The sequence below is a fragment of the Nonomuraea sp. NPDC048916 genome (genome assembly GCF_040649575.1).
In the GTDB taxonomy this organism is placed as follows: domain Bacteria; phylum Actinomycetota; class Actinomycetes; order Streptosporangiales; family Streptosporangiaceae; genus Nonomuraea.
Genome location: NZ_JBEZFS010000049.1, coordinates 23167 through 47749, shown reverse-complemented (window position 1 = coordinate 47749; position 24583 = coordinate 23167). Strand labels below are relative to the sequence as shown.

General features: G+C 72.8%; 25 protein-coding genes and 1 pseudogene. 14 read left to right on the top strand and 12 right to left on the bottom strand.

Going from position 1 to position 24583, the window contains the following annotated elements; genetic code table 11:
- Window positions 1-215: 215 nt before the first annotated feature.
- The 4 genes and pseudogenes from AB0C16_RS35520 to AB0C16_RS35505 form a co-directional block, all read right to left on the bottom strand.
- Window positions 216-959 (bottom strand): annotated as a pseudogene (locus AB0C16_RS35520) (sulfite exporter TauE/SafE family protein); the annotation flags it as partial.
- Between the two features lie 27 nt (window positions 960-986).
- The gene (locus tag AB0C16_RS35515) at window positions 987-1535 is read right to left on the bottom strand and encodes a rhodanese-like domain-containing protein (protein WP_357689719.1); all 549 of its coding nucleotides are present in this window, start codon (window positions 1533-1535) and stop codon (window positions 987-989) included.
- 175 nt (window positions 1536-1710) lie between these two features.
- A complete protein-coding gene (locus AB0C16_RS35510; protein WP_357689718.1) occupies window positions 1711-3051 on the bottom strand; it encodes an MBL fold metallo-hydrolase in 1341 nt (446 codons plus the stop codon).
- Between the two features lie 84 nt (window positions 3052-3135).
- On the bottom strand, window positions 3136-3405 hold the full coding sequence (locus AB0C16_RS35505) for a metal-sensitive transcriptional regulator (RefSeq protein ID WP_357689716.1): 270 nt from the start codon (window positions 3403-3405) through the stop codon (window positions 3136-3138).
- Between the two features lie 149 nt (window positions 3406-3554).
- Here AB0C16_RS35505 and AB0C16_RS35500 point away from each other — a divergent pair, with 149 nt between their 5' ends.
- The 7 genes from AB0C16_RS35500 (at window position 3555) to AB0C16_RS35470 (ending at window position 9698) form a co-directional block, all read left to right on the top strand.
- Complete coding sequence (locus AB0C16_RS35500) at window positions 3555-4475, top strand: ABC transporter ATP-binding protein (RefSeq protein WP_357689714.1); 921 nt, start codon at window positions 3555-3557, stop codon at window positions 4473-4475.
- Window positions 4472-6178, top strand: a complete 1707-nt coding sequence (locus AB0C16_RS35495; protein ID WP_357689712.1) for an ABC transporter permease — start codon at window positions 4472-4474, stop codon at window positions 6176-6178. The genes AB0C16_RS35500 and AB0C16_RS35495 overlap by 4 nt, the downstream gene beginning before the upstream one ends.
- A gap of 159 nt (window positions 6179-6337) precedes the next feature.
- Complete coding sequence (locus AB0C16_RS35490; protein WP_357689710.1) at window positions 6338-7231, top strand: sigma-70 family RNA polymerase sigma factor; 894 nt, start codon at window positions 6338-6340, stop codon at window positions 7229-7231.
- 113 nt (window positions 7232-7344) lie between these two features.
- Entirely contained in the window at window positions 7345-7623 is a 279-nt protein-coding gene (locus tag AB0C16_RS35485) for an SHOCT domain-containing protein (protein ID WP_357689708.1), read from the top strand.
- 166 nt (window positions 7624-7789) lie between these two features.
- Entirely contained in the window at window positions 7790-8701 is a 912-nt protein-coding gene (locus AB0C16_RS35480) for a universal stress protein (protein WP_357689706.1), read from the top strand.
- A gap of 92 nt (window positions 8702-8793) precedes the next feature.
- Window positions 8794-9132, top strand: a complete 339-nt coding sequence (locus AB0C16_RS35475) for a helix-turn-helix transcriptional regulator (RefSeq protein WP_357689704.1) — start codon at window positions 8794-8796, stop codon at window positions 9130-9132.
- Window positions 9114-9698: a hypothetical protein gene (locus AB0C16_RS35470; RefSeq protein WP_357689702.1), complete on the top strand. Its 585-nt coding sequence runs from the start codon at window positions 9114-9116 to the stop codon at window positions 9696-9698. Before AB0C16_RS35475 ends, AB0C16_RS35470 begins: the two co-directional genes overlap by 19 nt.
- A 164-nt stretch (window positions 9699-9862) precedes the next feature.
- Here AB0C16_RS35470 and AB0C16_RS35465 read toward each other — a convergent pair whose 3' ends face one another.
- From AB0C16_RS35465 to AB0C16_RS35440, 6 genes are all read right to left on the bottom strand, one after another.
- On the bottom strand, window positions 9863-12862 hold the full coding sequence (locus AB0C16_RS35465) for a tetratricopeptide repeat protein (protein ID WP_357689700.1): 3000 nt from the start codon (window positions 12860-12862) through the stop codon (window positions 9863-9865).
- Window positions 12859-13179 carry a CU044_2847 family protein gene (locus AB0C16_RS35460; RefSeq protein WP_357689698.1) on the bottom strand — a complete coding sequence of 107 codons (321 nt, stop codon included), beginning with the start codon at window positions 13177-13179 and terminating at the stop codon, window positions 12859-12861. Before AB0C16_RS35460 ends, AB0C16_RS35465 begins: the two co-directional genes overlap by 4 nt.
- Before the next feature lie 44 nt (window positions 13180-13223).
- Window positions 13224-13433 (bottom strand): hypothetical protein, encoded by a 210-nt coding sequence (locus AB0C16_RS35455; RefSeq protein WP_357689696.1) that lies wholly within the window; start codon window positions 13431-13433, stop codon window positions 13224-13226.
- A gap of 96 nt (window positions 13434-13529) precedes the next feature.
- On the bottom strand, window positions 13530-15140 hold the full coding sequence (locus tag AB0C16_RS35450) for an FAD-dependent monooxygenase (protein WP_357689694.1): 1611 nt from the start codon (window positions 15138-15140) through the stop codon (window positions 13530-13532).
- A 33-nt stretch (window positions 15141-15173) separates the two neighbouring features.
- Complete coding sequence (locus tag AB0C16_RS35445; protein WP_357689692.1) at window positions 15174-16010, bottom strand: fumarylacetoacetate hydrolase family protein; 837 nt, start codon at window positions 16008-16010, stop codon at window positions 15174-15176.
- On the bottom strand, window positions 16007-16891 hold the full coding sequence (locus AB0C16_RS35440; RefSeq protein WP_357689690.1) for a dioxygenase: 885 nt from the start codon (window positions 16889-16891) through the stop codon (window positions 16007-16009). The genes AB0C16_RS35445 and AB0C16_RS35440 overlap by 4 nt, the downstream gene beginning before the upstream one ends.
- Window positions 16892-16978: 87 nt before the next feature.
- Here AB0C16_RS35440 and AB0C16_RS35435 point away from each other — a divergent pair, with 87 nt between their 5' ends.
- From AB0C16_RS35435 to AB0C16_RS35420, 4 genes are read left to right on the top strand one after another with little or no spacing between them, the layout of a single operon-like run.
- Window positions 16979-17677, top strand: coding sequence for an FCD domain-containing protein (locus tag AB0C16_RS35435; protein ID WP_357689688.1), 699 nt, complete (start codon window positions 16979-16981; stop codon window positions 17675-17677).
- Window positions 17674-18549, top strand: coding sequence for an NAD-dependent protein deacetylase (locus AB0C16_RS35430; protein WP_357689686.1), 876 nt, complete (start codon window positions 17674-17676; stop codon window positions 18547-18549). The genes AB0C16_RS35435 and AB0C16_RS35430 overlap by 4 nt, the downstream gene beginning before the upstream one ends.
- Window positions 18550-18572: 23 nt before the next feature.
- Complete coding sequence (locus tag AB0C16_RS35425; RefSeq protein ID WP_357689684.1) at window positions 18573-18959, top strand: YchJ family metal-binding protein; 387 nt, start codon at window positions 18573-18575, stop codon at window positions 18957-18959.
- A 38-nt stretch (window positions 18960-18997) separates the two neighbouring features.
- Window positions 18998-19135: a hypothetical protein gene (locus tag AB0C16_RS35420; protein ID WP_357689682.1), complete on the top strand. Its 138-nt coding sequence runs from the start codon at window positions 18998-19000 to the stop codon at window positions 19133-19135.
- A gap of 25 nt (window positions 19136-19160) precedes the next feature.
- On the opposite strand, the gene AB0C16_RS35415 is transcribed toward AB0C16_RS35420, so the two are convergent.
- A complete protein-coding gene (locus tag AB0C16_RS35415) occupies window positions 19161-20585 on the bottom strand; it encodes a nitronate monooxygenase (RefSeq protein ID WP_357689680.1) in 1425 nt (474 codons plus the stop codon).
- Window positions 20586-20982: 397 nt separating this feature from the next.
- Between AB0C16_RS35415 and AB0C16_RS35410 the strand changes: the two genes are divergently transcribed.
- From AB0C16_RS35410 to AB0C16_RS35400, 3 genes are all read left to right on the top strand, one after another.
- On the top strand, window positions 20983-21393 hold the full coding sequence (locus tag AB0C16_RS35410) for a hypothetical protein (RefSeq protein ID WP_357689678.1): 411 nt from the start codon (window positions 20983-20985) through the stop codon (window positions 21391-21393).
- Between the two features lie 216 nt (window positions 21394-21609).
- Window positions 21610-22806 (top strand): cytochrome P450, encoded by a 1197-nt coding sequence (locus AB0C16_RS35405; RefSeq protein WP_357689676.1) that lies wholly within the window; start codon window positions 21610-21612, stop codon window positions 22804-22806.
- Window positions 22807-22941: 135 nt separating this feature from the next.
- Entirely contained in the window at window positions 22942-23907 is a 966-nt protein-coding gene (locus AB0C16_RS35400; protein ID WP_357689674.1) for an ABC transporter substrate-binding protein, read from the top strand.
- A 55-nt stretch (window positions 23908-23962) separates the two neighbouring features.
- Here AB0C16_RS35400 and AB0C16_RS35395 read toward each other — a convergent pair whose 3' ends face one another.
- Window positions 23963-24517: a plastocyanin/azurin family copper-binding protein gene (locus AB0C16_RS35395; protein ID WP_357689672.1), complete on the bottom strand. Its 555-nt coding sequence runs from the start codon at window positions 24515-24517 to the stop codon at window positions 23963-23965.
- Window positions 24518-24583: the final 66 nt, after the last annotated feature.

Here is a 24583-nt window from a genome sequence, read left to right as displayed (position 1 = left end):
GGGCGATCGCCCAGACGTAGTCGACGGGGCGGCGGCGCGTCATCGCGCCCGAGTCCGCTTTCATGACGGGGTCGGTGGTGGTGGCCATGACGGCCCCCTTTCAGTTCCGGGTCATTGTCTTTGGCACCTCGATCACACCGTGTCCGGACCCGGCAGGTCAGGATGGCCAGGACGCCGAGCCCCGCGAGGCCCGCGAGGGCCGCGACGAGCGGCGGGGGCGCCTGCTGGACGAGCATGAAGGACCCCATGGCCAGGACGAACCAGCCGAAGGCGCGGCGCAGCCGGTCGCCGTCGATCCGCCCGGCCAGCGTGCCGCCGAGCAGGCCCCCGGCCACGGCGGCGGCGGCCACCGGCAGCGCCAGCGACCAGTCGATCGTGACGCTCTGCAGGTAGCCGGCCAGGCCCGCCAGCGACTTCATCGCGATGACCAGCAGCGAGGTTCCCACGGCGATGCCCATCGGCAGGCCGCCGAGCAGGACCAGCGCGGGGACCACCAGGAAGCCGCCGCCGGCGCCGACCAGTCCCGTGACCACCCCGACGGCCACCCCCTCCACGACCACGTGGGCGAGGGGCAGGTCGGAGCCGGGCCGCCGGGGTTCCCGGGTGCGGCGACCCCGGATCATGGCGATCGCGGTGGCCGACATCATGATGGCGAAGCCGGCCAGGAGCAGCGATTCGGGCAGGTGCGGCCCGAGCAGCCCGCCCCCGTAGGCGCCCGCCATGCCGGCCAGCCCGAAGATCAGCCCGGTCCGCCACCGGATCCGCCCGGCTCGGGCGTGACCGACGGCGGCGGCCAGGCTGGTGACGGCCACCACGAACAGTGAGACCGCGATGGCCGTCTTGGCCGGGAGCCCGGCCAGGTAGATCAGCAGGGGCACGGTCAGGATCGAGCCGCCGCCTCCGAACAGGCCCAGGGTCACGCCGACCGCGACGGCGGCCGCGAGAGTGACGACGATCATCTCAATACCCCCAGGGGTATGTGGAGGTCATGATTTCGCGGGGCATCGGCCCAGCTGCGCGATGGTCGCGTCGACGTCCACGCCGCCGCCCCGGTTGTAGGGGAGCCGGGCCAGCAGCATGCCCATGGCGCAGGTGTCGGTGAGGGCCGCGATGGTCAGCCCGGCTCCGACCAGTCCGGCCACGATCGTCGCCGCGGGCACCCAGGCGCCGGCCACGACGGAGGCGAGCACGATGCCTCCCGCCGTGAGGCGGACCTGACGCTCCAGGCTCCACTTCTGCCGGCCCCGGTTGACCGGTGCGCCGGCCGCGATCCAGGCGTTCATGCCCCCGTCGAGCACGGCGACGTCGGTCAGGCCCGCGCCTTCCAGCGCCTCCCGCGCCTTGGCCGCGCGCCCGCCGGCCTGGCAGATCAGCACCATCGTGCCGCCGGCGTCGGTGACGATGCGCCGCAGATGGGCGTCGACCTGGTCCAGCGGCAGGTTGAGCGCGCCGGGGATGTGCGCGGTGCCGAACTCCGCCGGGGTGCGGACGTCGACGACGAGTACGTCGGGGTTGGTGGCGACGAGCGAGCGCATGGCGTCGACGCCGATGAGCGATGTGCGGTCCACGTGGTGTCTCCTGTTCCGTGGTGAATCGTGGGTCATGGATGGGGGATGTGGTGTTGGTCGTCACGCGTGGTCTGGTCCGGGCCATGGATGGGGGCCGGTCCTGTATCGCGTGATGCGGTATGGGTGACCGCGTGGTCGTGGGTCAGGTCGCGTTGCCCGCGCGGAGGGCGGTGGCGACGTCCGCGATGCCGGCGCCGTCCAGCACGACCGGCTGGTGCCCCTCGCGGGCCAGCATGGTGGCCGCGATGGTCGCCCGCCTGCCCGTCGCGCAGGCCACGAGCACCGGCCGCTCCTTGTCGAGCCCGGCCGGCAGGCCCTCGGTGACCAGGTCGGCCACGAATCGCTCGACCGCGCCGGCCACCCGGGCCTCCTCCCGCTCCGTGGGCATGCGCACGTCGAGCAGCTGGGCTCCCGGCTGCGCGAGCCGGGTCAGGAAGTCGGGCAGGCCGGCGACCGTGAAGCGCTGGGTGGCGGATTCGCCCAGATCACGGATGATCCCGCGGACGGTGTCGATGCCGATCCTGGCCAGTTGGGTGATCGCCTCGGAGGTGTCCTGGCCGGGCTCGGCGACCAGCGCGATCGGCGCCTGGTACGGCAGCAGCCAGCCGGCCCAGCTGCCGAAGTCGGTGTTGAGCTCGATGCCCAGCGAGCCGGGCAGCATGCCCGCGGCCTGGGTCGCGCGGGGCCGGATGTCGACCACCTGCGTGTCCGGCGGCACGTCGGCCGGGGACAGGTCGGGGGCGGTGACCTGGGGCATGGGAGGCACGCCCAGGATGTTGGCCGGGCCCATGTGACGGTAGAAGGCGGGGATGGGCAGGGGGGCGGCGAGCAGCCGGTCGGCGAACTCCTCGACCTCGCCGATGCCCACCATCGGGTTGCCGTCCAGCTCGGCTCCGATGGTGGAGGTGTGGCGCCCCGCGCCGGTCGTGGTGCAGAACGAGCCCTCGCCGTGCGTGGGGAACAGGCCCACCTCACGGGGCAGCTTCGCCAGCCGGCGCAGCGAGCCGTGCTGCAGCCTGGCCAGCGAGCGCGCCCGCTCGGGCCCCAGCAGGTCGGGACGGCCGGCGGAGGCCACGAGCAGGCTGCCGCCGGAGAAGACGGCGACCGGTTCGCCGTCCACCAGCATCAGATAGCTGGTGTGCTCGGGGGTGTGGCCGGGCGTGTGGATGGGCCGGATGGTCAGGCCGTGGCCGGCCTCGATGTCCTCCAGGTGGAAGGCGGGCGTGTGCCGGTAGGCCGCCGCGGCCGCCGCCGGCAGCACCAGCTCGGCACGGGTGCGGAGCGCGGCCTGCTCGCCGCCGGAGACGTAGTCGTTGTGGAGGTGGGTCTCCAGCACGAAGCGAAGCTCCAGGTCGCGCTCTTCCGCGACGCGGAGGAACCGGTCGATGTCGCGCTGCGGGTCGATGAGGATCGCCCTGCCCTCGTGGACGAGCAGATGGGTCTGGTCGCCCAGCCCGTCCGTGCGGAAAGAGATGACATCCATGGAGCGCCCTTCCTTGGGAAAAATACCCCGGGGGGTATAGAGATGGTAAAAAAGTGGGCGGACTCTCGCCCGCCCGTTGCCCGTCTACGCGAGCGCCAGGAACAACTTCTCCAGCTCGGCCGCGCTCATCGGCGGCTGCTCGCCGCGCTCCTGGGCGGCATGGCAGTGTCGCAGGCCGGTCGCGACGATCTTGAACCCGGCCCGGTCGAGCGCCTTGGAGACCGCGGCCAGCTGGGTGAGCACCTTCGTGCAGTCCTCGCCCGCCTCGATCATCGAGATGACTCCGGTGAGCTGTCCCTGTGCGCGACGCAGTCGTGTCACAGCGTCTCCGAGCATGGCCTCGTTCAGTTCCATGCCTTCACCATACCCGGGGGGGTATGAGACCTGCAAATCAGGACCAATGACAGGAAGGACGTGACCTTCGCCCCGGCTTCCCGTGCGCGCGGACCTGTGACGGTGAGAGGGGAGACGGACTCCCCGGGAGTGAAGCCGAGGTGACACCCATGCCCGCGGTCATCGTCGAAGACTTACGCAAGCACTACGGCTCGGTCCGGGCGGTCGACGGGGTCACCTTCACCGTCGAGCCCGGCGAGGTGTTCGCCCTGCTCGGTCCGAACGGCGCCGGCAAGACGACGGTGGTGGAGATCCTGGAAGGGCATCGCGACCGCGACGGCGGGACGGTGTCGGTGCTCGGGTTCGACCCGGCGACCGGCGGCCGTGACTACCGCGAGCGGATCGGCATCGTGCTGCAGGAGGCCGGGTTCGAGGACGAGTTCAGCGTCGCCGAGTCCGTGCGGCTGTTCTCCGGGTTCTACCCGCACGGCCGCGATCCCGACGAGGTGATCGAGCAGGTCGGGCTGAAGGACAAACGGGACGCCCGGGTGCGCACCCTGTCGGGCGGCCAGCGCCGCCGCCTCGACCTGGCGCTGGGGCTCGTGGGCAGGCCGGAGCTGCTGTTCCTGGACGAGCCCACGACCGGATTCGACCCGTCGGCCCGGCACCGCGCGTGGGAGCTGGTCGACGGGCTGCGCTCGTCGGGCACCACGATCCTGCTCACCACGCACTACATGGACGAGGCCCAGCGCCTGGCCGACCGGGTGGCGGTGCTCAAACAGGGCAGGCTCGTGGCCCTCGGCACGCCCGAGGCTCTCGGCGTCTCCGGCGACCAGGGCAGCGTGCTGGCCTTCCGGCTGCCGCCGGCCACCGTGGTCGCCGACCTGCCGGCCCTGGCCGGGGAGGTCGAGGCGCACGGCGCGGCCATCGCCGTACGGACATCGAGGCCCGCGCACGACATGCACACCCTCACCGGGTGGGCGCTCGAACGCGGGGTGGAGCTGGACTCCCTGACGGTGACACGGCCCACCCTGGAGGACGTCTACCTGGAGCTCACCGGCGAGAAGCCCGCCGGTGAGGTGCTGACATGAACGCGCGGCTGGTGCTCGGCCTCGTCCGGCACGAGACCGTGTCGTTCTTCCGGGCCCCGATCGCCGCCGTCTTCACCATCGCGCTGCCGATGATGATGATGGTGATCCTGGGGGCCGGGGTGGGCAACGCCGTGATCGAGGCCCGGTCGGGGGTCCGGGTGATGCAGTTCGTCATCCCGGTGCTGGCGGTGTTCGGCATCGCCCAGGCGTGCTTCGGCGCGCTCGCGATCCACCTGGCCGACCTGCGCGACCGCGGCTACCTGAAGCGGTTGCGCGGCACCCCCGTGCCGGCCTGGGCGGTGGTCTCCGGCCTGGCCGGGGCCGCTCTGGTGGTGTCGCTGGTCACCGTCGTGCTCCTGCTCGGCACCGGGATGATCTTCTACGACCTGCGGCTCGTGGGGCGGACGCTGGCCGCGCTGGCCCTGACCCTGCTGGTGGGAGCCGCGTGCTTCACCGCGCTCGGCTTCGCGCTGGTGGCCCTGGTGCGCGGGACGGCGGTGCAGATGGTCGGCACCGGACTGCTGGTCGCGCTGGCCTTCGTCTCCGACATCTTCCTGCAGGACGCCCCGCTGCCCCGCTGGCTGGACGTCATCGGCTGGATCTTCCCGCTGCGGCACTTCGCCAACGCCGTCGGCGACGACCTCAACCCGTTCCTGACCGGAGCGGGGTTCCACGGTGACCACCTGGCCGTGCTCGCCGCGTGGGGGATCGCCGGCGCCGCTGTGGCGCTCTGGCGCTTCGAGTGGGAACCACGGCCGGAGTGGCTCGCCGCGGCCAGAGCCCGCCGCACCCGCCGCACCCGCCCGACCGGCCTGACGCGCCCGGTCCAGCCGACCGGCCCGACCGGCCCGACCGGCCCGCTTCGGACCTCTCAAGCGGCCGGCCCGGTTCCCAGCGCCCGGCCGGAGCCGTCGGCCGGGCGACTGGAGCCGCCGGGCGGGCGGCCGACGGCGGTGCGGCTGGTGCGCGCCCAGGTGGCGCACGCGCTCTCGCGGCTGCGCCGTGACCCGGCCACCGCGTTCTTCACCGCGATCCTGCCGGTGCTGATCCTCGTGCTGATCTCACTGGTCTTCGGCGACGTGCGGATGCAAGGGGTACGGCTCGCGCAGTTCATGATCGCCTCCATGATCACCTATGTGATCGGGATCGCCGGCTACGTCAACCTGGCCGAGTCGATCAGCACCGACAAGGACCGGGGGATCGTCAAGCGGCTGGCGGGCACGCCGCTGCCCCGGTGGGCCTACTACACGGGCGTGGCGGCCACCGGGCTCTGCGTGACCCTGGCCGCCTCCGTCGTCCTGGTCGCGGTGGCGGTGTTCGGCTTCGGCGCGGAGGTGCGGCCCGGCATGCTCCCCGGGGCCCTGGTGGCGATCGTGCTGGGGGTCGCCTGCTTCTCGGTGCTGGGCGCGCTGGTCGCCACGCTGGTCTCCAAGGGAGTCACGGCGAACGCGATCACGCTGAGCACGTTCCTCCTGCTCGCCTTCGTCTCGGAGGTGTTCGTGGTCGGCGGGACCCTGCCCGCCGGGCTGCGCACGATCGGCGACCTCTTCCCCGTCAAGCACACCGCCCTCGCCCTGCTGGCCGCGCTGGATCCGGCCGGTCGGCCGTGGCCGTGGACGGACCTCGCCGTGCTCGCGGGCTGGACGGTCGCGGGCGTCCTGGCGATCGCCGTCGTGACACGGTGGCGGAACGCCACGCGCTGACCGATCACCCGTGCCCGCGCCGCCGGCGGATCGCTCGCCGCGCGCTCGCCGCGAGTGAGGGCGAAGGTCACCAGGACGCGGGACCTCGGCCACGATCGCCGGACGCGATCGGGCGTCATGGTGAAGGTGAACATCCGATGGCAGAACGGGGGAGCGACCGTGTTGACCGGAGAAGCCGCTGACTACCTGGTCCAGATCGGCGTGACGCCGTTGCTCACCGCCCGGGAGGAGATCGAGCTGGCCCGGCGGATCGAGGCCGGGGTCTACGCCGCGCACCTCGTCAAGGAGGGCGTCGTCCGGCCCGGCCTCGAAGCCGTGGTGGCCGACGGGCGGGCCGCGCGAGACCACATGATCCGCGCGAACCTGCGGCTGGTGGTGTCGATCGCCAAACGCTACGCCCACCGCGGCCTGTCCCTCGCCGACGTAATCCAGGACGGCAACCTCGGCCTCATCCAGGCCGTCGAGCGCTTCGACCACACCCGTGGCACCAGGTTCTCCACCTGCGCCACCTGGTGGATCCGCAAGGCGATCCATCAGGGCCTGGAACAGGTCCCGGCCGTGCGGCTGCCGACCGGCGTGCGCGACCGGCTCGCCGGGATCGCCCGCGCCGAGGCCACGCTCACGCACCGGCTCGGCCGCGAGCCCACGTGGCACGAGGTGGCAGAGGAGACCGGGCAGGACGAGAGGAAGATCTCCGCGCTGCGGACGCTGCCGCGTGAGTGCGTCAGCCTGGACACGGTCGTGAGGGAGGGGCAGCCTCCGTCGAGGCTCGGCGACCTGATGGAGGACGTGCGCGGCCCCACACCCGAGCAACACGTGGAAGGCCAGGCCCTGCGCGACGTGCTCGGCTCGCTGATGGGCGGGCTGGCGCCGCGCCAGGCCCTGATCCTCAGACTGAGGTACGGCCTCGACGGCCACGCCCGGCACACCCGCTCCCAGGTCGCCGAGCGGGTGGGCCTGACCGGCCAGTGGGTGCGGGAGCTGGAGAAGGAGTCGCTGGACCGGCTGCGCCACCACGGGCGCCGCATGGGGCTGTGCGCCTGGGCGGGCTGAGCACCCGTGACCGTGCCCGAAGGTCCCGAACGACGGGGACCTTGGCCCGTATCGCCCTTCCCGCCCGGTTGCGATCCTGAGAGTAAGCGGACACCTCGAACGAGGAGGTCAACATGCACACGGTCCTGACTCCCGGCGGCCCTTGGGACGGATGGGGACACATGTGGGGCAACGGGTTCGGATGGCTCTGGGGAGGTTTCATGATGCTGGTCTGGATCGGCCTGATCGCCCTGGTGGTGTGGCTCGTCGCGCGCGCCGTCTCCGGCACGCGCACCGGCCCGCCACCCGAGCGCACCGGAACCGAACGAGCGCGGGACGTGCTCGCCGAGCGCTACGCACGCGGCGAGATCTCCACCGAGGAGTACCAGGACAGGCTCACGCATCTCAGCTGACCGTCGAGCCCGCGAGGGGAGCGCACGACCATGAAGGGCACCGTGACCGGGAGCCTGCATCGAACGCGTCGCGGCGCGGATCCCGGTCTTCCGCGTCGTGGCCGGCGATCGGGCGCGGGGATAGCGGGATGACGACCCGCCGCTACCCGGATTCGAGGTGGGACCCATGACCGATCCACTCGGAGTCGTCCTCGGTTACGACGGCTCGGACTTCTCCATGCAGGCCCTGGACTGGGCGATCGACGAGTGCGAGCTGCGCAAGCTGCCGCTGACGCTCACCCACGCGTGGCGCTGGCCGTACGGCGAGGCGTCCGAGGAGGCCAAGCAGCACCTGCGCAAGGCGGCCGAACACGTGCTCCACCACGGCGCCGAGTGCGCGCGCTCGTCCAGCACGATCACCGACGTCATCGCCGACCTGTACGAGGGCTCGCCCGCCGAACGGCTCGTCGAGCTGTCCTCGGGCGCCGAGCTGCTCGTGATCGGTTGCCGCGGCCTCGGCGCGCTGGCCCGGTCGGTGGTCGGCTCCGTCACCGCCCACGTCGCGGCCCATGCGAGCGCCCCGGTGATCGTGGTGCGCGGTCCCGGCCCGCTCCCGAAGCCGGTGAACCCCGGTCCCGTGGTGCTGGGCTTGAGCCCGGCCACGCCCGACGAGGCGCTGGAGTTCGCCTTCGGCGAGGCCGCCCTGCGGCAGCTGCGGCTGGTGGCCGTGCACGCCATGCGCCCGCCCGCCTTGGCGTGGGGCGTGGCGATGGCCCCGCTGCCCGACGCCGAGGTCTTCACCCAGGCGGCACGGGAACGGGTGAAGGAGCGCCTGGCACCGTGGCGCGAGAGGTTCCCCGAGGTCGTGACCGAGCCGCGCGCCATCGTCGGCGCGGCCAGGGAGGTCCTGGTCGCCGCGTCGGACGGGGCGAGCCTCGTCGTCGTCGGAGCGGACCGCGGCCGGCACCGCCACGGCAACCTGGGCACGGTCGTCCGCGCGATGGCCGAGCACGCCTCCTGCCCCGTCGCCGTCGTGCCGGCGCCTCAGGCGCGACGGCCTGGGGAGGCGGGCGAGGAGCCCACCGAACGGCAGAGCTGACCCGTGGCCGGCTCCATGCGAAGCGTTGCCAGGTGTAGCGACGCCACTCCGGGCGTTGCCGATGGGAAGGGCCCGATATAGCGTTGCTACCTATGAGGGCAGAGACGCTCAAAGGCCACCTCGACGGGTTGCTGCTGGCCGCGCTCGAAGACGGGCCGCGGCACGGCTACGCGGTCAAGGAGGCGCTCCGCGATTCCACCGGTGGCCGCATCGACCTGCCCACCGGCACCGTCTACCCGGCGCTGCACCGGCTGGAGCGCGCCGGCCTGATCTCCGGCAGCTGGTCGGTGGTCGGCGGGCGGCGGCGGCGCGCCTACGAGCTGACCGAGGCCGGACGCACCGCGCTCAGCGGGGAGCGGGCCGGCTGGCAGGAGTTCGCGAGCGCGGTCACGGCCGCGATGGGAGCCCGGCCGTGGCCGGCCACGAGCTGATCACCGCCCAGCTGGAGCTGCTCGCGGCGCGGCTGCCGGCCGACGCGGTGGACGAGCTGGCCGACGGGCTCTGGCAGGCGTACGAGACGCGGCTCGGCCTCGACGGCGACCCCGAGCGGGCCGCGCGGGCCGCGATCGCCGAGTTCGGCGATGCCGACACGGTCACGGCCGCGTTCCTGCGCGAGTCGCCGTGGCGCCGCGCCGCCCTGACCCTGCTGGCCACCGGCCCCGTCATGGCCCTGGTCTGGGGCGCTGCCCTGCTCACCCTCGACGTCCGGACCTGGCCGATCCCGCTGGCCGTCAAACTCGGCTACGGCCTGGCGCTGCTCGCGGTCGCGGCCACGCTGCTGCTCGTGGCCCGGGCGCGGCTCGCCTACCGGCCGGCCCGCCCGGCGGTCGTCGCGGCGGCGTTCGGGCTGCTCGTGCTCGACCTCTCGATGCTCGCCGCCGTCACCCACCTGACCGAGGCACCGCCGTGGCCCGTGGCCCCCGCCGTGCTGGCCGGCCTGGGCCGGATCCTGCTGACCGTCAGGACACTGCCCGCGATCCTCCGGCGTGGCGCCTGACCGGCGGAGCGCCCGGCACGCCGGTCCCGGCCCAACCGGCTCCACCGGCCCGGCCGAGCCGTCCGTATGCGGCTACGCGGGGGTACGTCCGCATCGTTCGGGCCAGAAATGTTAAAAGCAATCGCTCGCCGGCACCTGGCTCAGGTCGCGGGGCCGGGCACTGTTCAGGCGTCCTGCTCCAACTGCCCGGTCAGCTCCTCGGCACGCCGAGCCCCCCAGTGATAACCGATCTCCCAGCTCATCTGCTCGCCCCGGGTGGTCGAATCCCACGCCGCCTCGAGGTCGCGGAGCCGGTGATGCGTCTCGGCGATCAGAAGGTGCACGTCGATCTCCGCGATGCGGTACCCGCCGGCCATGGCCATGGTGAGCGCCTGCTTGAGCTCGGCGAGGACCGCGGCGTCGGATGTGCCGAAGCGCAGGTCCCAGCGGCAGCGGCCCAGCATGGCGCCGATCAGGACGTCTCGCCGGGTGATGCCGCGGGCGATGCGGAAGGCCTGCTCGTACCACTGGCGAGCCCTGCCGGCGTCGCCGGCGTGGAGGGCGAGGTCGCCGAGCCCCGTGAGGCAGCCGGCCTCGTCGCCCCGCCAGCCCGCCGCCCGGCACACTTCGAGGTTGACCTCGTGCACCCGACGCGCCTCGTCGGCCCGGCCGAGATGACGGAGATAGTCCGCGTAGCGGATGCCGCTGGAGCTGTAGAGGGCGGGAATCGGAGTGTGCTCGCGAGCGATGCGGAGCGCGGCGGCGAAGGCCTCACCCGCCTCGTCCGTCCGCCCTTCCAGGTGCGCGAGGGCGCCGCGCAGGGTTTCGGCGACCAGCACGTCCTCCTCGTCCGCGGCACGGCGGGCGAGCTCGAACGCTTCGTTCACGATCGGACCGCAGGCCGGCAAGGCGCCCAGGCTGAGATGGAGTTCGGCCATGTTCTGGCAGCTCACGGCGGCGTCATGCCAGGCCCCGACCGCCCTGAACGCCTGCGTGGCGCGTCGCGTCGCGGCGGCCGCCTCGCGCAGCCGGCCCAGCATCTGCAGGCACGTGGCGACCTCGTGCTGGATCCACCCCCGGGAGGCTCCGTCGCGGACCAGGGGCCGGCGCATGAGCTCGCCCCGTGGATAGAAGTCGGAGAAGACGGTGAGGGCTGACTCGTAGGCGCCGAGCTCTCGGGTGATCAGGCCGCGCTCGCCCTCGTACAGCCGCTCGTGGACAAGGTCGCAGGCCTCGTCGTGGATGCCCGCCCGGCAGGCGTGGTGGACGGCCTCCACCGCGGCGCCGAGATCTTCGAGTGTGCGGACCCCGGCGACGGGGGCCGACGACGACAGGTAGTAGTCGACGGCTCTCCGGTGCAGCGCACGGCGCGCCTCGTCGTCCGTGGCCTGGCCGCCGAAGAAGGCGCGTACCAGAGGGTGCATGCTGGTGCGGCCCGACGCGTCCCGGCGGACGATCCTGGCCGCGATGAGATGACGGAACACCGCCGACCGGGCCCGCTGCCATTCCAGGCCGCCCTCCGCCCACGGGGTGTCGGGGAGGATCAGGCGAAGCGCGTCATCCGGGATCGGCGTGCGGAAGACGCTGTAACGGACGAGAAACGTCCGCTCCTCCTCGGAGAGGCACGCGTCGTACTCCCTGAGGATCCTCCGGACGAGCACGTCGCGGGGCAGGTCAGGGTCTGGGGCGGGCAGCGACGTCACCCTTCGCACGTCGCCGTTGTGCCGGGTCATCAGGTAGGCCGCGACCAGGCTGAGGGTGAGCGCGTGCCCGCCCCAGTCGCGCACCACCTGTTCGACGGACGGCTCGGGTCCGTAGATGCCGAGCTTCCTCAGCAGTTCCTTACCCGGCTCGATCTCCAGGGGCTCCACGTCCACCTGGTGATGGGTCACGTACGGGATGAGGTCGAAGACCGGAGCCCGGGTCGTGATCAGGCACATGGACGTGTGGTCCGGCGTCGCGAAGAACGTCAGGAAATCTCGGAGATCGGCACTGGTCACGGAGCCGTAGTGGTCACCCTCCTGATGTTGCATCACCTCGAAGCCGTCCAGGACGAACAGGAACCGCCGCAGGCCGAGGAGCCCCGCCACGCACTCGGCCCTGGCCCGCCCGTCCGGAAGCTCGTCCGGGGAGATGCTTCCGCCGCTGACGAAGTCGAGAGCGGCCTCGAGGAAGTCGTCCGCGCTGGCGCGCTCGGTGAAACTCCACCAGAAGACGCTGGGCTGCTCCTCCTCGGGCGAGGACGCGCTCATCTGGTCGATCCACCGGCGGGCGATGCTGGTCTTGCCCTCGCCGCCGAAGCCGACAAGGCTGACCACCAGCAGCTCGTCGTCGCGCGCGCACTCACCCAGCTCCTGGAGGAGGCCGTCGCGACCGACCCATTCGGGGAGGGGCAGCGGCGCGAAGTCCATGTGGCGCGCCGCGAGCCGTGGGCGCGCACGGCCGATCAGAGTCGGCTGGACATGGGCGGGCTCGGCCCTGACGAGCGGGAGCGGGTCGCTCCGCAGATCCACACGAAGGGGTGAGAGCTCCAGCAGCCCCGCGTTGACGGCCCAGGCGGTGTCTCGGTCCTTGCCGGAGACCTCGGCGATCCATGTCTCCGTCACAACCCCGACCACCAGATTCCGCTCGACGTCCAGAACGGCGGCGCCGCTCATCCCGGCATCGATGTGCTTCGACTCCAGTTGCACGGGATCGAGCAACAGGCGCCGGTCGGCGGGGGCCTCCACCTCACCGAGGATGATCCCGCGCGCCCAGGCGCCGAAGTAACCGCCCAACAGGCGATACCCGTAACTGCGAAAGCCATGCCAGTGGGAGTCCTCGGCGGCTCCCAGGACGGCCACCCGCTCCGAGGACAACGGCAGGGGGCCGTCCACCTGGAGGCACACCAAGTCGTCATCACTGTCGGAGAAGCACGCGATGATCCACGCGGTGCGTAACTCGGCGGCCTCGGACCTGCGGCTGGAGGAGGGGAAGTAGACGCGGACCTTGGCCTCACGGCTCGCGCGCGGCTCCACCCCGCCCGCCCTCACGACGTGGGCGCAGGTGGCGACCAGGCCGCTACGGGAGATCACCACCCCGGTGCCGAGGACGGCCTGTCCTTCCGGATCCCGGATCTGAACGGTGAACTCCCTGACATCCTGCAGGATGACCTGTGGCGCGCCCGCCCCATCCGTCCGCTTCATGGCGTGCCACTCGGACCCCATGTCAGTGTCACCGTGACCGCCGCCTCGACGCCGGCCTTGGCGATGACGGCACCGGCCTCGGCGTCGAACTTGATGCCGAACTCCACCTGGACTCCATCGGGACGCACCGCGAGCTTCGCCACGGTGTCGCGCACGCGTTCGGCCATTCCGTGGATGGTGTCCATCGCCTGGTCGACCGCTTCGGCTGAGCGTGCCATCGCTTCCGGGGCGCTCAACGAGACCTGCCGTAATCCACCGCGCTGGCTGAACTCGACGAGGATCCTCTCTCCGGGTTCCCGCACAGGCGTCTGCGTCATGTGGTCTCCCCCTGCTCGAAACGGCCGGTCATCTCATCGGGGTGTCAGCTGTCCGCGGCCGTGGGAGGCGGAGAAGGCGCGGCCTCGGCCGGCTCGTCCTGGTCCGCACGCTTCTCGGGGTCCAGGTCCTTCCGGGTGGCGAGCATCTCCAGGACGCCCGGCGGCAGGCGCCCGTCAATGGCGGACGTCCTGCGCCTGGGGGTCTCTGGCGCGGCCTTTCCCTCGGGCTCGGCTCCGGGCACGGTTTCCTCCACGGGTTACCGCCTACGTCTGTCTCCCAGTGTCGTGCGCGGGATGGTGGAACGCCAGTGTGTTCGGCCCCTTGGCGCGTTCCGGCGCCTCGCGAGCCGTCAGGGCTGCTCCCCGCGCGCCCGGTCCAGGATCGCGCCCGCGTCGGGGGAGGGGTCGTCGCCGCGCCAGGCGATGTGCTGGTCGGGGCGGACGAGCAGGTAGTGGGCGCCGTACAGATCCGTGAGGTCGGGGCGGTGCAGGTGGAGCCGGCCGAACGGGACGCCACGCTCGCGGGCGGCGTTCTCCCAGCGCGCGTCGGCGGGCTCGGCCGCGATCTCGACCAGCGTGAACCCGGGCCCCAGCTCGTCGTAGAGCGAACGGTCGCGGCCCAGCCAGAGGTGCGGCAGCCGCCCGCCCGGCGCGCCCGACGGGCGGTAGACCGAGGTCCGCGACTCCGGGGAGGGGCCGTCGTCGGGCACGACCAGCGGCGAGCCGGCGTAGGTGGCGCCGAGCACGAAACCCAGCGTGTACGTCTCGCTGGACTTGGTCCGCCTGACCAGCTCGGCCGCCTTGAGCCGGGCCTGCCGCCCTTCCTCGGTGTCGTCGTCGAGCCCGGGACGGGCCAGCTCGCCGGTGAGGACGCGCATGTTGTTGGCCGCCTCGGCGATGGCCCGCACCGCCATCGGCCGCCGCTCGGTCTCGTAGCTGTCGAGCAGCCCGGCGCCGCCCCAGCCCCCCAGGTCGGCGGCGAGCTTCCAGCCGAGGTCGACGGCGTCGCCGATGCCGGTGTTGGCGCCGAACCCGCCCCACGGCGGGTTGAGGTGCGCCGCGTCACCGGCCAGGAAGCAGCGGCCCCGCCGGTAGCCGTCGGCCACCAGCATGCGAGACGTCCAGGGGTCCAGCAGGCGCACCTCCAGCGGGTGGTCGGCGCCGATCATCGTGTGCAGCGCCCGCTCCACCCACTGGGCGGTCGGGTCCTCGGGGGCGCCGATGATGATCGCCCACCAGGTGCCCTCGGTGTCGAGCGGCCCCATCAGGCCGTTGACCTCGGGGTTGACCACCCAGTACTGCACGGCCGGGCCGTGCGGGTGGGCCTGCGACAGCCCGGGCGCGGTGAACACGGCCTGCACGTTGCGGACCTCGTGGGTCTGGCCGGACAGCCGGATGCCCAGCTCGCGGCGGACGACGCTGCGCCCGCCGTCGGCGCCGACGAGGTAGCGGCCCCTGATCCGATGGCGCCGCCCACCGGCGTCGACGGCCTCGGCGGTGACGCCGCTCGCGTCCTGTTCGAGGCCGTCCACCGTCCAGCCCCAGCGCGCCGAGACCGTGGCGCGGCGGTCCAGGCAGCCGCGCAGCGCCTCCTCCACCCGGTTCTGCCCGCACCACTGCGCCGGTTCGGCCAGCTCGTTGCGCTGCATGTCGGACAGGCCGAAGATCCCGTCGAACCGCTCGATGCGGTGCCCGGTCAGGCTCGCGCAGAACACCGCCGTGTCCGACCAGCCGAACGGCAGCCGCGCGTTGTCACGGATCGCCCCGGCCACCCCGAGCCGGCGGAAGATCTCCATCGACCTCGGGTTGATCTGCTTGCACCGCGGCGAGCCCTGGCCCGCCTCCGGCCGCGGCTCCACGAGCACGCACTCGACGCCGCGTGACCCGAGCTCGTGGGCGAGGGTCAGGCCGACGGGCCCGCCACCGACGATCACGACCTCGGTCTCGATGGGTTCAGTCACTGTTGGCTGGCTTCTTTCCTGGTGGCCGGCCCGCTAGGAACCGGAGGGGCCGGTGATGGGGGTGCGCAGGACCCCGAGCCGTTCGGCGTCGACCTCGACGACGTCGCCCGGGCGCAGCAGCCAGGGCGGGTTGCGGACGTAGCCGACGCCCTCGGGGGTGCCGGTGGCGACGACGTCGCCGGGATGGAGGGTGAAGGTGCGGCTGATCAGCGACAGCACCTCGCCCACATCGAAGATCATGTCCTTGGTGTCGCCGTCCTGCACGAGCGTGCCGTTGACGCGGGTGCGCAGGCGCAGCCCGTCGCGCAGGTCGCCGACCTCGTCCGCGGTGACCAGCGGTCCCATGGGTCCGGTGCGGTCGCCGTTCTTGCCGAGCGTCCACTGCGTGGTCAGCTTCTGGGCGCGGCGGGCGGTGAGGTCGTTGAAGGTGGAGTAGCCCAGCACGGCGGCCCGCGCGGTGTCGGCGTCCACCTCGCGCAGCGGCGCGCCGACGTACGCGGCGATCTCGCCCTCCCAGTCGAGGCCGGCCTCGTCCACGGGGACCGGCGCGGGCACGCCGCCCACGCTCAGCGACGCGGTCCAGCGGCCGAACAGCGTCGGATGGTCCGGCACGGCGAACGCGCCCTCGGCGGCGTGGGCCCGGTAGTTGAGGCCGACGCAGATCACCCGGGCCGTCGGCGGCACCGGCGGGACGAGCCGCACGGAGCCGGCCGGGACACCGGCTCCGGGGGATTCGGCGGCCCGCGCGGTCCAGTGCCGGGTGTCCGACCAGAACCGGCCGACCTCCGCGATCGGATGGACCTCGTCGCCGTCGAGCCGGGCGACCTGGACCTGGCCGGCGCCGGGCAGGATCACCCCGACGAGCTTCACCGCTCCTCCGTCCAGCCGAGCGGGACCATCCGCAGATCGAACTCGATCTCCTCGAACGGCCCGTCCATCTCCCAGCGGCGCCGGTCGTCCGCGGAGTCGCGGCGCACGGGGTGGCAGATCAGCTCCGGCTTGACCGCGAAGGCCGCGTCGGAGTCCAGGTAGGGATCGCCGGCCAGGAACACATGGGTGGTCAGCGGCCGGTGGCCGGGGGAGGTGACCTTGACGTGCACGTGGGCGGGCCGCATCGGGTGCCGCCCGATCGCCTTGAGCAGGCGGCCGACGGTGCCGTCCGTCGGGACCGGGTAGCTGCTGGGCCGGACGGTGCGGAACCAGTAGCCGCCGTCCGGGCCGGCGGTCAGCAGGGCGCGCAGGTTGCCCAGGTCCTGGGTGTCGTCCTGGCTGTCGTACAGGCCGGTGTCGTTGGCCTGCCACACGTCGACGAGGGCTCCCGGCACCGGGGCGCCGTCGCAGTCGAGCACCCTGCCGTGCACCACGACCGGCGTGCCGCGCTCCCGCTCGGGACCGTGGCTGATCCAGTCGCCGAGTTCGCGGGGCGGGGCCGGGGAGTGGAACGGGCCCTGCACCGACGAGGGCGTCATCGTGCCGGGGCCGGAGTGGTTCACGTCGTCGACCGCGGTGGTCAGGCCGAGCATGTCGGACAGCAGGATGAACTCGTCGCGATGCGGGCCGCACCACCGCTGCCCGGTCTCGGCCAGGAAGCCCAGGCCGGTCAGCCACTCGCGCTCCGTCGGGCGTACCTCGGCCACGAAGGCGTGCAGGTGGGTGATCAGCGAGGAGACGACCTCGTTCAGCCGCTCGTCGGGGCCGTTGACCCCGCGTAGAACCTGCCGCAGCAGCGGGTCGTCATCAGGCGCGTGCATAACACCCGTACCTTTCGCCGGTTTATTCAACCCAGGAGCGTAGCGTCAGACCAGGGCGAGAGCCAGTGATCTGGTAGATTCGCGCAGGTGGTTATCGGTGCACCCCAGACACGGGCCGAAGCCCTTGCCGCCGACATCGAACGCATGATCACCGAAAAGGGCCTCGGGCCGGGCGATCCGATCGGCACGATGGACGAGTTCCGCGACCGCTCCGGATTCGGCCGCGCCACGATCAGCGAGGCCGCGCGGCTCCTCAGCGATCGGGGCACCGTGCAGATCCGCCCAGGGCGCGGCGGCGGGCTGTTCGTGGCCGACCCCAACCCGGTCGTCCGGCTCCGCCACACCCTGCTCACCGTCCGGCGCCAGCCCACCACGGTCGCCGACGCCATCGCCGTACGCGAGGCGCTGGAGCTCCTGATCACCACCGACGCCGCCCGCCACCGCACCGCCCAGGACATCGCGGCCCTGCGCAAGCTGCTGACCAGGCTCAGGCGTGCCGCGGCCGGGGGCGCCGACCGCTTCATGCGGGCCAACTGGGAGCTGCACGAGCGGATCGCCGAGATCACCCCCAATCCGCTCGCCCGCGCCGTCTACCTCAGCATGTCCCGCTGCATCGCCGACCTGGCCACCCGCGCCGACGCGGACCCCGACGGGCCGGACGACGGCTACCTCGACCTGCGGGTCGAGATCCACGCCGAGCTGGTCGAGGCCATCGCCGCCGGCGACGTCGAGCGCACCACCGCGGCCACCGAGCGGCACCGCGGGTCGGGCACCATGAGACTGTGACCGAAACCGGAGGGCCGTTCGAGTCGCTGGCCGGGCTGCTGGCCGGTGGCGGGGTGGTGGTGCTCAGCGGGGCGGGCCTGTCAACGGAGTCGGGGATCCCCGACTACCGGGGTCCCACGGGCCGTGCCCGGCGGGCCGAGCCCATGACCTACCAGCGGTTCGTCGGCAGCGCGGAGGCACGGCGGCGCTACTGGGCGCGCAGCCACGTCGGCTGGCGGCACATCGGCGGGGCGGTCCCCAACGCCGGGCATCGGGCGGTGGCCGAGCTGGAGCGGCGCGGGCTGCTCGACGGCATCGTCACCCAGAACGTCGACGGCCTGCACCAGGCGGCCGGCGCGCGTGGGGTGATCGAGCTGCACGGCGGGCTCGACCGGGTCGTCTGCCTGTCGTGCCGGGAGCGGACCCCTCGCCGGGAGCTGGAGCGCCGGCTGCGGGCGGCCAACCCCGGCTGGGACGCCGGCGGCCACGTCAACCCCGACGGCGACGCCGCGCTCACCGACGACCAGGTCGAGGGGTTCCGGGTGGTCGACTGCGCGGCGTGCGGGGGCCTGCTCAAGCCCGACGTGGTGTTCTTCGGCGAGAACGTGCCCCGGCCCCGGGTGGAGGAGTGCTTCGCGCTGGTCGACGGTGCGCGGGCGGTGCTCGTGCTCGGGTCGTCGCTGGCGATCAGGTCCGGGCTGCGGTTCGTCAGCAGGGCCGCCGCGCTCGGCCTCCCAATCGCCATCGTCAACCAGGGGCCGACCGGCGGCGACGCCGACGCCGTGCTGACCCTGGACGCGCCGCTCGGCGAGACGCTGACCGCCCTCACGGCCCGGCTCGCGGCCGTCCGGCCGGTGATCGGCCTTGGGGCCGGTGCCGGGCAGGCAGAATAGGCCGGGGCAGGCAGAATAAGGGCATGTCCCGTCGCGCCACCGCCTCCTGTCCCTGCGGCCTGCCGGCCCCCTACTCCGACTGCTGCGGCCGTCTGCACCGGGGCGAGGGGGCGGCCACCACCGCCGAGCAGCTGATGCGGTCCCGGTTCAGCGCGTTCGGCTCGGGTGACGAGGCCTACCTGCTGCGCACCTGGCACCCGGCCGCCCGGCCGGCCCGCGTCGGCTTCGACAAGGGGCTGCGCTGGGTGAGCCTGGAGATCCTGGAGACCACCGGCGGCAGTGTCGTCCACAGCGAGGGCACCGTGCGCTTCCGGGCCCACTACGTCGAGCGTGGGCGTCCGGGCGTGCTGGAGGAGCACAGCCGTTTCGTCCGCCTCGACGGCCGCTGGGTCTACGCGGGCGTCGTCTGACCCACGCCGCGGCCGCTCTCACGCCCGGGGCGTACACCGTGGTGAACGACGGGGGCGGGCTGTGCCTCACCGTGCCGGGCGGCAGCACGTCCGACGGCGTGCGGCGCCTGGCCCAGACGAACTCCTGCGACTCGGCGGCGACGCGCGGGCCGGATCTCCGTCTGACCCCCGGCTGACCGGGCCCCTCCCTCCGGGGTCCGGTCAGCCGGGCATCCGCGCGCCCAGGACGCCGGCCACGACGTCGGCCGCCGAATGGTCGTCCGGCAGCCCGTCGAGGAAGCCGATGTCCTGGCCCAGCGTGAGCAGCGGCGGCTCCTGGTAGCCGTCCGGGCGCCGCTGGCCGAGCCCGATGGCGGCGAGCAGGCCGTTGCACAGGCACCGCCGCCCCTCCGCCTCCTCGGCCGGGCGGCCCTTGCGCACGTAGATCTCGACCGGCTCCGCCGGGCACCGGTAGCCGAGCGCGCCGTCCGGCCTCGTGTACGGGGCGCGCAGATAGCCCAGATCGCACAGCCGGGGCCGCTCCGCGTAGACGTCCGGCTCCGACAGGGTGCCGGGCAGCCGGGCGACCTTGAAGGGGAAGCCCGCCGGGGAGGCGGACGGGTCGTTGCGGACCTCCAGGGTGCCGTCGGCCGCCCGCCGCAGCAGGCGTTGCCTCAGCTCCTCGTCGAGCCCCGACTCCCGGCACAGCGCGAACGCCGACCCCACCTGGATCCCGGTGGCCCCCGCCTCCAGGGCCCGCGCCAGCCCGCCGGGCGAGCCGTACCCGCCCGCCAGCCAGAACGGCAGGCCGAGCGCAGCCACCTTGCCGGCGTCGGCCTCGTCACGGGGTCCGTACACGGGCTCGCCGCCCTCGTCGAGCCGCATCCGGCCCCGGGGCGGCGCGCTGTGCCCGCCCGCCACGGGCGACTCCAGCACGAACCCGTCCGGCCGGGTCCGCGGCGACCTGGCCAGGTAGGCGGCGAGCACGTGGGACGAGACGATCGCCAGCAGCAGAGGCCGCGACAGCGGCGCCGGCGAGCGGCCGAGCAGCGCCCGCGGATTGAGGCCCACGGTGTGCCGCGCCTCGTCGGCGCCGGCCACGGTGACCGTGATCTCCGCCGGGCGGTGCGCCGCCAGCTCGTCGAGCAGCCGGGGGATCTCGGCCGGGATCCCGGCCCCCATCAGCACGTAGTCGACCCCGGCGAGCATCGCCCCGTAGATCGCCGCCGGCGTGGCCATCTGGATCTTCTCCAGGTAGTTGACGCCGACGGGGCCGTCGTGGCCCTCCTTGGCGAGGAAGACCTCGGCGAAGTTCGCGACCACGGCCAGCTCGTCCCTGGCCCGGCTGGGCCGCACGCCGATCCGGGGGACGGGACGGTACGGCGTGCCGTGCTCGGCGCCGCCCTCCACGAAGTAGCGGTCGAGCACCCTCCGGGCGATCTCGGGGACCGGGAAGGCGGCCAGCGCGCGCCGCAGGTGTCCGCCCGGGTCGCCCAGCTGCAGCCGCCGGGCCAGTGTCGCGTCCAGCGCCGTCCCCGACACCACGCCAAGCTGTCCCGTGCCGGCGACGGCGCGGGCCAGCCGCCATCCGGACACTCCCACGCCCATGCCGCCCTGGATCAGGACGGGCCACACCGCCTCAGCCACGTCGGGCCCGGATCGGGTCAGCCCAGCTCAGCACGATCTCCTACCTCCACGCTCCGCCCGGGGGCCGCGCACGCGCTCCTCGGGGTCCTACAGGCCGGCCTCCATGAGCGGGCCGACCAGGAGTTCATCACCGACCGGGCACCGGACTGTAGTGACGAAGGTCCCTGAGGATGTGGACCCCCGTCACTTTCCCGGCGCCTCACGCGGGCCGGGCGCCGCCGCTGATCGGTGAGAGCGAGGCCGCCGTCTCCATGCGGGACACGCGCGGCGCCGATCGGCGAGCGGGGCGGCAGGTCGCCGAACCCGTCTCCGGGGCCGCCCGCAAGGGCCGGAAGTCCCTCGACCGGAGGACCTGCGCTGCTGGTGGCGGTGCGGGCCGGTCCCTAGCGTTCGGAACATGATCAGCCCCTACTCCGCGAAGGGCGGGCGGCTCCCGTCCCCCTACGGCGGGATGCTGTCCGCGTACGCCGCCGCGCTGGCCGGCTCGCGGCTGGCGGACTCCAGCAAGGCCAAGTACCTCTCCCACGTCGGCGACTTCCTGGCCTGGACCGCCGAGGCCGCCGCCGGCGGGACGCTCACCGCCGACCCGCTGTCCGACATGTCCGCGGCCATCGTGACGGCCCACGACTACGACCGCCATCTGAAGGAACGCAGGTACGCCCCGGCCACGATCGACAACATCCTCGCCGCCGTCGACGACTTCTACGCCCGGCGCGGCCTGGGCGCCACCGGCATCTGCCGCAAAGGCACCCGCAACACCCCACGCGGCGGACGCCCCCTCACCCCGCCGCGCCCGCGACGCTCGTGACGGTCGCCCTGTTTTCCGCTCCGGCCGGCCGAGGTCAAGAGCGAAGTCAAGACCGTGGCCGGCGCGTTCGGCCGTCTGGGCGAAAGAACCGGACCGCTTCGTGATGTCCTCTGGCGGACGGGCGGTGGAGCGGCCAGAGTGGAGTCCGAACGATCACAGCGGAGAAGGCCCGGCCCGCGTTTCCGGCCGGGACGGCGAGCCGACCCTGGGGGGTTCATGACCGAGTCCGAGACGTTGCCGCTGTACATGCGGCGCACGGAGTTCGACCCGGCTCCGGAGCTGGGGGAGTTGCGCGACGAGGAGGGGGTCGGCCGCGTCCGCACCCCGTTCGGCGTCGAGGCCTGGCTGGTGACCCGCCACGCCGACGTGCGCGAGGTGCTGGGCGACGCGGAGCGGTTCAGGATCGCCCAGATGGGCATCCCGGAGCTGTCCGGGGCGCCGAAGCTGAGCGAGGAGGACCTGGCCGCGCTGCGGGCGGGCAACCTGCTCGGCGTCGACCCTCCCGAGCACACCCGGCTGCGCCGGATGCTGACGCCCGAGTTCACGATCCGCCGGATGCGCCGGCTGGAGCCCCGCATCAGGCACATCGTCGACGAGCACCTGGACGCGATGGAGAGCGCCGGGTCGCCGGCCGACCTGGTCTCGTCGTTCGCGCTGCCGATCCCGTCACTGGTGATCTGCGAGCTGCTGGGCGTGCCGTACGAGGACCGGGCGGTGTTCCAGCACCGCACCAGCCGGATGCTCGACATGTCGGTGCCGATCCAGGAGCGGATGGCGCTGCAGATGGAGTCGCGCGCCTACATGGCCGGGCTGGTCGCCCGCAACCGGGCCGAGCCCGGCGAGGCGCTGCTCGGCATGCTGGTGCGCGAGCACGGCGACGACCTGACGGCCAACGAGCTCATCGGCATCGGCGGCCTGCTGCTGCTGGCGGGGCACGAGACCACGTCCAACATGCTCTCTCTGGGCACGCTGGCCCTGCTGCGCCACCCGGACCAGCTCGACCTGCTGCGAAAGGAGCCCGAGCGGATCGACGCCGCGGTGGAGGAGCTGCTGCGCTGGCTCAGCATCGTGCACTCCGGCACCTTCAAGGTGACCACGACGGAGGTCGAGCTGGGCGGCCGCACCATCGGGGCGGGGGAGCTGGTGGCGTGCGCGCTGCCCGCCGCCAACCGCGACCCGGCGCTCATGCCCGACGCCGACCGGCTGGACATCACCCGGGGCGAGCCCGGCCACGTGGCCTTCGGCCATGGCGTGCACCACTGCCTGGGCGCGCCGCTGGCGCGGATGGAGATGCGGATCGCCTTCCCGGCGCTCTTCCGGCGTTTCCCCGGATTGCGGCCGGCCGGTCCCGACGTGCGATTCCGCTCGTTCAACATCGTGTATGGCCTGGCCTCGCTGGACGTCGCCTGGTAATAGAGAAACTGGATAAAAAGCATAATTTCGCCCGAAGTCATGAAATATCGTCAATAAGGGCGTTCCATTCTTGGGCGTGATCGTTATCGGCTACGCTTCCGGGCCTGTCGACGCCTGATACAGGGAGCCCGCCTGATGACACTCGTGACTCGTGGCAGAAGGGTCGTCGCCGCGATCGCCCTGGCGGTCACGGCCGTGGCCTGTAGCGGCACGGCGGAGATTCCGCCGAAGAAGGTCCCGCTCGAGAAGAACGTCATCAAGGTGGGCGTCATGCCGAGCGCCGACTCCGCGCCTCTCTTCGTGGCCCAGGCCAAGGGCTATTTCGAGCAGGAGGGCCTGACGGTCGAACCGGTGATGGTGACGGGCGCCGCCGCGTCGCTGCCCCCGCTGAAGAGCGGCTTGCTGGACCTCGCCCAGACGGACTACGTGTCCGCCTTCAAGGCCCATGACCACGACGCCGACATCCGGGTGGTCGCGGATCTCTACCAGGCGGCGCCCGACGTCTTCAACCTGATGGTCAGGGCCGATTCGCGGGTCAAGACCGTGGCCGGGCTCAAGGGCCGGACGATTTTGGTCAACAACCTGAACGGCCTCGCCACGCTCGCCACCCAGGCCATGCTCAAGGAGGAAGGGCTGACCGCCGAGGACGTCAAGTTCGTAGAGGTCCCCTTCCCGGAAATGAAGAACGCGCTTGCCCAGCGGAATGCCGACGCCGCCTGGCTGCCCGAGCCCTGGGTCACCCTGGGCCTGCAGGACGACTTCCTGCGCCGGCTCGCCGACCCGATGACCGGGGATCTGGCGGACCTGCCGGTCGGCGGCTGGGCGGCCACCGGTGACTGGAGCGCCCGCAACCCCGCGACGCTGGCGGCCTTCCAGCGCGCGCTCGCCAAGGGACAGCGTGCCGCCGCCGGCAGCCGCGCCGAGGTCGAGGCGGTGCTGCCGACCTACACCAAGATCGACACGGCCGCCGTCGCGAAGACCCGGCTGGGTGTTTACCCCACCGGGATGGACACGGGACGGTTGCAGCGGGTCGTCGACCTCATGCGCGACTTCAGGTATGTCGAGGGCCGGCTGGACGTGAAGAGCGTGGTCGTGGGGTGAGTGGGCCGAGCCCGGGCTGGCCGGCCGTAACTTTGACCTTCTTCACGCCTGCCCGTCACCCGTTGGTGACGGTGAGCTTGGCGTACATGCCCGCGGCGTAGTGGCCGGGGAAGTTGCACACCACCTCGTACTGGCCGGGACGCAGCGTCAGCGTGGTCCAGCTCATCGAACCCGGAGCGATGCCCTCTCCTTCGCCGGGGCCGCAGTTGCGCGCCGCCTCGCCGAAGCTGCCCTTCTCGTCCACGCGCTGACCGGAACCCACCGCCCGCTTTCCGACGGACTGTCCCGACGGAAGCGGCAGCACGACGGCCTCGTGCGCGAGGTTCGTCGACTTGTTGAACACCCGCAGCGACACGGTGCCCGCCGGAACCGTGGACGGCTTGACGGACAGGGTCATCCGCATGTCCTGGGCGGGGGGGCCGTTCCCCATCATGTCCGACCCGGTGTCGTCGTTCAGGGTCACGTCCACGATCTTGCCGGGCAGCGCCGGCGCGGTGCAGTCCTGCCGGAGTGGCGCCTCCGCCGTCTGGCCCGTCGCCCCCGCTGGCCCGGCGAGAACCGCCGTGAGCATGACCGCCGTCGCCGTGAGCCGCGAACTGTGAAGCCGCATCGGCCCCACCCCCGCACGTGTGGGAGTCGTGCTCGCCATCTCGCCGCGGAAACGCCTGCGCTCGAT